This window comes from Bradyrhizobium sp. 31Argb, assembly GCF_043638955.1.
GTDB lineage: Bacteria > Pseudomonadota > Alphaproteobacteria > Rhizobiales > Xanthobacteraceae > Bradyrhizobium.
Genome location: NZ_JBEGDB010000027.1, coordinates 42,574 through 49,940 on the forward strand (window position 1 = coordinate 42,574; position 7,367 = coordinate 49,940).

Annotated in this window: 7 protein-coding genes; all 7 read left to right on the top strand. The window is 63.0% G+C overall.

Going from position 1 to position 7,367, the window contains the following annotated elements:
* Positions 1–76 precede the first annotated feature (76 nt).
* Positions 77–2,104, top strand: a complete 2,028-nt coding sequence (locus tag AAFX91_RS07975; protein WP_165421068.1) for a sensor histidine kinase — start codon at positions 77–79, stop codon at positions 2,102–2,104.
* Positions 2,074–3,819 carry a DUF3369 domain-containing protein gene (locus AAFX91_RS07980; protein WP_130578323.1) on the top strand — a complete coding sequence of 582 codons (1,746 nt, stop codon included), beginning with the start codon at positions 2,074–2,076 and terminating at the stop codon, positions 3,817–3,819. Before AAFX91_RS07975 ends, AAFX91_RS07980 begins: the two co-directional genes overlap by 31 nt.
* Positions 3,816–4,553: a response regulator gene (locus AAFX91_RS07985; protein WP_394566082.1), complete on the top strand. Its 738-nt coding sequence runs from the start codon at positions 3,816–3,818 to the stop codon at positions 4,551–4,553. Before AAFX91_RS07980 ends, AAFX91_RS07985 begins: the two co-directional genes overlap by 4 nt.
* A 259-nt stretch (positions 4,554–4,812) precedes the next feature.
* Complete coding sequence (locus tag AAFX91_RS07990; RefSeq protein ID WP_394566083.1) at positions 4,813–5,424, top strand: sigma-70 family RNA polymerase sigma factor; 612 nt, start codon at positions 4,813–4,815, stop codon at positions 5,422–5,424.
* A 167-nt stretch (positions 5,425–5,591) separates the two neighbouring features.
* Positions 5,592–5,771, top strand: a complete 180-nt coding sequence (locus AAFX91_RS07995; protein ID WP_394566084.1) for a hypothetical protein — start codon at positions 5,592–5,594, stop codon at positions 5,769–5,771.
* 234 nt (positions 5,772–6,005) lie between these two features.
* Entirely contained in the window at positions 6,006–6,707 is a 702-nt protein-coding gene (locus AAFX91_RS08000; protein WP_394566085.1) for a cytochrome c biogenesis CcdA family protein, read from the top strand.
* A 24-nt stretch (positions 6,708–6,731) separates the two neighbouring features.
* Entirely contained in the window at positions 6,732–7,277 is a 546-nt protein-coding gene (locus AAFX91_RS08005) for a thioredoxin family protein (protein ID WP_394566086.1), read from the top strand.
* The last annotated feature ends 90 nt before the right edge of the window (positions 7,278–7,367 follow it).

A 7,367-nucleotide genomic window follows, 5' to 3' on the forward strand; every position in this document is an offset into this window, starting at 1 on the left:
GGCAGCGCCCGGACAGGATGGAGCAGTGGGACGGCAGGCGAGCCTCGCCGCGCGCGGCCGCGTGCACATCGTCCAGATGCTGCGGGCGGTGCCGATCCGCTGGCGCATCCTGTCGATCGCGCTGTTGAACTCGGCGGTCGTGGTGGTGCTGGCGGCATTGATCTGGAACGGCGCCACCGTGCTGCGCTCGGCCTGGGAGGACGTCCGGCAGGTCCGGGAATCCGACAAGATCCTGGCCAAGCTCGAAACCGAGACCAGCCGGCTGCAGAACCTGATCCACCGCTACATCAACCAGCCGAGCCCCGAGCTGTTCGCCGAGATCCTGCTGCTCCGCGAAGCCGTGCTCGGCACGCTGACCACGCGCGCCGCCACCGACCCGATGCTGTCAGGATCGGTGGAGCAGCTCGAGCGCGTCACCAGCCGCTTCCTGGACGGCTTCGGCGAACTGCGCGCCGTGCAGGCAAAGATCACCAAGACCTATGAGGAGCAGGTGCTCGGGCCGGCCAAGGACATGGCCGGTCTTTACTCCATCATCGAGGGCGCCACCGGCCATCGCGACGCGCTGATCTGGCCATCGCTCGGCAAATCCCGCGAGGCCTTCACCGCGATGCTGGTGGCGGCGAACGCCTATTATCTGTCGCTCTCGAGCACATCCGCCGAAGAGGCCCGCCGCAACACCGAGACGATCGAGAAGACGATCCCGGTCATGATCGACCTCGCCGACAACGACCTGCAGCGCCTGGCGCTGGCGCGGCTGAACAAGCGGACCGAAGCGTTGCGCGAGGGATTGGGAAAACTGACCGAGCAGCTCGCCAGCCGCACCGAGCTATTGCGCAATACCATCGACGCGAGCCAGGCCGACGCCATCGGCGTCATCGACGATCTCTCGATCAACATGCGCCAGCGCGAGCAGAAGGCGCAGGAAACCTTCGACCGGACGCTGTCGGACATTTCGCGCCGTGTGCTCTCGATCGCGGTGATCTTCCTCGGCATCATCGTTTCCGCGGGCGTCCTGATCGCGCTCTCGATCCGCCTGCCGCTGCAGCAGATCATGGCCTCGATGCACGCCATCACGTCGGGCAATTACGATCGCCGCGTGCTGGGCACCGATGCCAAGGACGAGGTCGGCGCGATGGCGCGCGCGGTGGAAGTGTTCCGCGAGAATGCGATCGCCAAGCGCCAGGCCGAAGACGAATTGCGCGCCGCCAAGGAACGGGCCGAGAGCGCGCTGCTCGAACTCAATACGGCCCAACAGAACCTGATCGATGCGGAGCGGCTGGCGGCGCTCGGCGGCCTGGTTGCCGGCGTCGCCCATGAGGTGAACAATCCGATCGGCATCAGCCTGACGGTGGCCTCGAGCTTTGCGCGCCGCACCGAGATATTCGAGCACGAGCTGAAATCAGAACAGTTGCGCCGCTCCAAGCTCGACGAATTCGTGAAGAGCTCGCGCGATGCCGCGCAGCAGCTCGTCGCCAACCTGCAGCGTGCGGGCGAACTGATCCAGTCGTTCAAGCAGGTGGCGGTCGATCGCTCGCATGCCGAGCGCCGCCAGTTTTCCTTGAGCGAAGCGACCGACCAGATCGTCGCCAGCCTGCGGCCGGTGCTGAAGAAAGCCGCGATCGCCCTGACCGTCGACGTGCCGGAAGGCCTGATGATCGACGGCTATCCCGGCTCCTACGGACAAATTTTAACCAATCTTTTCCTTAACGCCGTCAATCATGCCTTCGCCGACCGGCGATCGGGGACGATCACGATTTCAGCGCGGGCCCGCGGCAGCGACGACATCGAGATCATCTTCGCCGACAACGGCGCCGGCATGACGCCGGACGTGCAGCGCCAGGCGTTCGATCCATTCTTCACCACCCGGCGCAATGAAGGCGGCACCGGCCTGGGCTTGCATATTGTCTATAATCTTGTCACCCAACAGCTCGGCGGCCGCATGGTGCTGGAGTCAAGGCCGGGACAAGGCACCACTTTTCGCATTATCATGCCGAGAATCGCCAAGGGTCAGCCAACGGGTCAGCCAACGGGTCAGCCCACGATCGCGGACCAAGCCAATGACGGAACTGCTCAATGGCCGAACAGGACGATGTCCTCCACCTGATCGACGACACCGGGGTCACACCGGAGGATTCGTCCGCGCGAAAATGGAAGGTAGCAGTCATCGACGACGATGCTGCGGTGCATGAAGGCACCCGCTTCGCGCTGTCCGACTACAGCCTGAACGGGGCCACGCTGGAGATCCTGTCGGCCTATTCTGCGGCGGAAGGTCGCAAGCTGATGCGGGAGCATCCGGACATCGCCGCCGTCCTGCTCGACGTCATCATGGAGACCGACGTCGCAGGGCTCGAACTCGTCGAATATATCCGCAACGAGATCAAGAACGAGACCGTCCGCATCATCCTGCGCACCGGACAGCCGGGCCAGGCGCCGGAGCGGCGGGTGATCGTCCAGTACGACATCAACGACTACAAGGCCAAGACCGAGCTCACGGCCGACAAGCTGTTCACCTCGTTGACGGCAGCGCTGCGCAGCTACCAGCAGCTCGAGCGCATGGTGCAGACCAGGCGCGGGCTCGAGATCATCATCGACGCCGCCTCCACACTCTACGACTTCAAATCGATGCAGCGGCTCGCCGAGGGCGTGCTGACCCAGCTCGCCTCGCTGCTCAATGTCGAATGCGCCGGCATCCTGGTGCTGCGCGATGACGGCGCCGGCAGCGAATTGTCGGTGCTGGCGGGCTCCGGCTGCTACAGCCGTTTCATCGGCACCACCAGCTCGAAATCGCTCGACCCTGATCTGCGCGAGATGGTGGAAGCCGCCTTCCAGCGTCGCAAGAACGAATTCGCCGACCACCGCAGCGTGCTCTATTTGCGCACCGGCAGCGGCCGCGAAGTCGTGGTGCTCCTGCAGGCGGAGCGCCAGCTCTCCGACACCGACCGCGCGCTGGTCGAGATCTTCAGTAGCCGCCTCTCGATCGCGTTCGACAACGTGATCCTCTACCAGCAGCTTCATGAGGCCAACACGCAGCTCGAGGACCGCGTCGCCCAGCGCACCCGCGCGCTGATGCAGGCCAACCGCCGGCTTTCGGCGCAATGGCTGAGGCTGCAGCGTGCCAACGGCTTCAAGAACGAGATCCTGGGCACGGTTGCACATGACCTCAAGAACCCGCTCGGCGTGATCCTCGGCCGCACCGAGATGCTCACCGAATTGATCGGCGCCGGCTCGCCAAGGGAAGCGGTCGCGACCCAGGTCGAGCACATCAGGGATGCCACCAAGCGCCTGACATCGATGGTCGATCATCTGATCTCGGACGCGATGGCCGACGCCTTCGACATCACCATCCGCCGTGAACCGGTCGATGTCGCGGCTCTTATCAACGAGGTCGCCGAAGCGAACCTGCCGCTGGCGGTCAACAAGCAGCAGAGCATCTCGGTCTCCGCACCGCCGAATTTCGTGACCATGTGCGATGCCGACCGCATTCGCGAGGCGATCGACAATCTGGTCAGCAATGCCATCAAATACTCACCAATCGGCGGCAAGATCAGGGTGGTCGTCACCCATGAGGGCGACAACACGGTGATCCGGATCGCCGACGAGGGTGCCGGCCTCTCGCCGGAGGATTTGGGGCGCCTGTTCGGCCGGTTCCAGCGGCTGTCGGCCAAGCCGACCGCAGGCGAGAGCTCGACCGGGCTTGGACTTTCGATCGTCAAACGCATTATCGACATGCATGGCGGCCATGTAACTGCGCAGAGCCCCGGCCCCGGACAGGGCTCGATCTTTACGGTTACATTGCCGGCCACAGCAGAGACATCATGACCCAGAGCCCGCACATCATCATTGTTGATGACGAGGCACCGGCCCGCGAGATGGTCGGTGATTATCTGAAGATGCATGGCTTTGGCGTGACGTTGTGCGATGGCGGAAAGAGCCTGCGCAGCGTGATCGAGACCAACCATCCCGACCTCGTGGTGCTCGACCTCAACATGCCCGAGGAAGACGGGCTGTCGATCATCCGCGATCTCAAGAGCCGGATGAACGTGCCGGTCATCATGCTGACGGCGACCGCGAGCCCGATCGACCGCGTGGTCGGGCTTGAGCTCGGGGCCGACGATTACGTGGCAAAACCCTGCGAGCTGCGCGAATTGATGGCGCGGATCCGCTCGGTCCTGCGGCGGAGCACGCCGGCCAAAGCGGCCGCGCCCGAGACGACGGCCGCCAAGACCGAGAAGGAACAATTGGTCCGCTTCGGCACCAAATGGCTTGATCTGCAGGCGCAAGCGCTGCGCGACGACGAGGGCAACGAGCATCCGCTGACGGCATCCGAATTCGGGCTGCTGAAGGTGTTTGCGGCCAATCCGAAACGGGTGCTGTCGCGCGAGCGGCTGCTCGAACTGGCCAATGCGCGCGACGCCGAGGCCTTCGACCGCGCCGTCGACCTCCGGATCATGCGCATCCGCCGCAAGATCGAGATCGATCCGACCAAGCCCGCGGTCATCCGCACCATCCGCGGCGGCGGCTATCTGTTCTCACCGAGCGGCGACAAGGCCTGATCTTCGCCCCTGCCCAATGACGGGGCGCGCGAGAACGCGTCAGGCACCGTTCGGTTCCGCCCGGTCCGCAACTTCCCGGCAATTTTCCGCGCATTGAAATTACTGGCATTTTTGCCCCGAATGTTTCGTCGCCCACGCCCCGACGAAACAATTCTCCTACGGATGAAACCATTTTCCGCTTTTCGCGCAGACATCCCGAAACCGTGGCTCATTAACAATTCTCCCAACGAAAGCCGCCAAGGCGAACTGGGAGCCTGTCATGTCGAACGTCGTCGCCATCAACGCTGCAGCCAACGATCATATCGCCGCTGCACGCCAGACATCCGACGAAATGCTGCTCGGCAAGATCGCCATAGGCGACCGCACAGCCATGCACGTGCTCTATTCCCGTCACAACGTCCGGGTCTACCGTTTTGTCCTCCGCATGGTCCGCGACACCACGGTGGCGGAAGATCTCGTGAGCCAGGTGTTCCTGGACGTCTGGCGCACGGCCGACCAATTCGAGGGCCGCTCGCAGGTTTCCACCTGGCTGTTGTCGATCGCCCGCTTCAAGGCGTTGACCGCGCTGCGCCAGCGCCGGCACGAGGACATCGAACAGGAAGAGGTGCTCGACATCGTCGACGAAGCCGACACGCCGGAAGCCGCGCTCGATCGCGCCACCACGAGCGAGATCCTGCGCGCCTGCGTCGCGAAGCTGTCGCCGGCGCACCGCGAGATCATCAACCTCGTCTACTATCACGAGAAGTCGGTGGAAGAGGCCGGCGAGATCATCGGCATTCCCCAGAGCACCGTGAAGACCCGCATGTTCTATGCCCGCAAGCAGTTGGCCGAGTTGCTGAGGTGCGCCGGCGTGGACAGCCTCGCAGCGTGAAACAGCGATGCGGGAAGTCGTATGGAGGGTAAGAAATTGTAGGGATTGTTTTCGAAGCCAGAAAGCGGCGACGAAACAATTGAAACAATCGACGACATCACCTGGAAAAGCTCAGTCTCTATACATTAACGATCTAACGCAACGCCAACGCCGAACAGGAGAACGACATGCTGAAGCCGTCCTTGCGCTTCTTCATCATTCCGCTCGGCGCCGTGGCTACGCTTGCGACACTATCGAGTCAGAATGTCGCCCCGCGCGCGCAGCGCGATGCCGGTGTGACGCCGGTGCACCAGCAGGTGATCGACTGCAGCACCAAGAGCGCCGCAGAAGTCTGCGAGATCAGGTAGCGAGTTCTTACGTCTTCAAGTTCTAACCTCCCAAGGACTACCTCCAACGACCCGGCCGGGATGCCCCCCAGCCGGGTCGCTTTGCTTTGCGGTCCGTACAATCGGCATGGAAGTCTCACACAGACGTGACCTCGCGCGAATGAGGCAGACGTAACGGCTGATCTCGCCATCGCGAAGAACATCACACTGCCGGCGCAGGCATTGGGCGTGGCCGGTTGGCGATGGGCGGTTCTGATGCTGAATCTTGTTCTCGCGCTGCTCGCAGGTGTTGTCACCGTCGCGGCGCCTTGCACCCTGCCGATGCTGCCGATCCTGCTTGGGGCATCGGTGGGCCAGACCAGCAAGGCGCGGCCGGCGATGATCGCGCTCGGCTTTGTGATGTCATTCTCGATGGTGGCGTTGCTGCTGGGCGCGATCACGCGCGCCTTCGATTTCGATCCCAACGTGTTGCGAACCGGCGCCGCAATTCTTCTGCTCGGCTTCGGCCTATTGATGATCTGGCCCGCCCCGTTCGAATGGCTGACGGTCCGAATTGCCGGTCTTGCCGCGGGCGGTTCGCCGGGCAACGCAACGCCATCGCAAAGCCTGATCGGCGGCTTCGTGCTCGGCACCACGCTGGGGCTGGTATGGACGCCCTGCGCCGGGCCCGTGCTGGGCTCGATCCTGACCCTCGTGGCGACATCGAAAGATACCGGCTGGGCAAGTCTGCAGCTCGTCGTCTACGCCACCGGAGCGGCGATTCCAATGCTCGCTATCGCCTACGGCGGTCAGGCCGTCACGACTCGCGTCCGCAGCATCGCGCGAATCGCGCCGCGACTGCAGCAGGGCTTTGGCGTCGTCATCATCGCCTTCGCGGCCCTCTCCTACTTTCAATATGACACGCTGATCGTGGCGTGGCTGACCAGCTTCTATCCCAACGGCCAGATCGGCCTTTGACATCAGGAGGAAATGGAAATGATCATGCGCTCACTTGTATCCGCCCTGGTCGGCGCTGTTTGCCTGACCGGCATCACCGCTCCTCATATCGCCCGCGCGCAGGAGCCCGCGTTGAGGGTCGCGGCGACGCAACAGAACGCGCCGAATTTTGTCGGCATCAGCAAATGGTTCAATTCGCAGCCGCTCAACATCGCCGACCTGCGCGGCAAGGTGGTGCTGGTCGATTTCTGGACCTATGGCTGCGTAAACTGCGTCAACACGCTTCCCCATGTCGTCGCGCTCGACGCCAAGTACAGGAATCAAGGCCTCGTCGTGATTGGCGTCCATACGCCGGAATTTCCGTTCGAACGCTCGGCTTCCAACGTCCAGGCGGCGCTGAAACGCCACGGCATCACCTATCCGGTGGCACAGGACAATGAGTCGCAGACCTGGAATGCCTACCGCAACCAGTATTGGCCCGCGCAATACATCATCGACCAGAATGGAAATATCGTATTCCATCACGACGGCGAGGGACAGTACGAGCAGATTGACCGCACCATCGCCCGGCTGCTCAACGTCAACAGTTGAGCGCTTTTGCGAGGACTAGGCCGTGTGGACTCTTGGGATTCTCAAATCAGATTGAACGTGATTCAAGGCTTTCTTTTAGGAGGAAGCCTT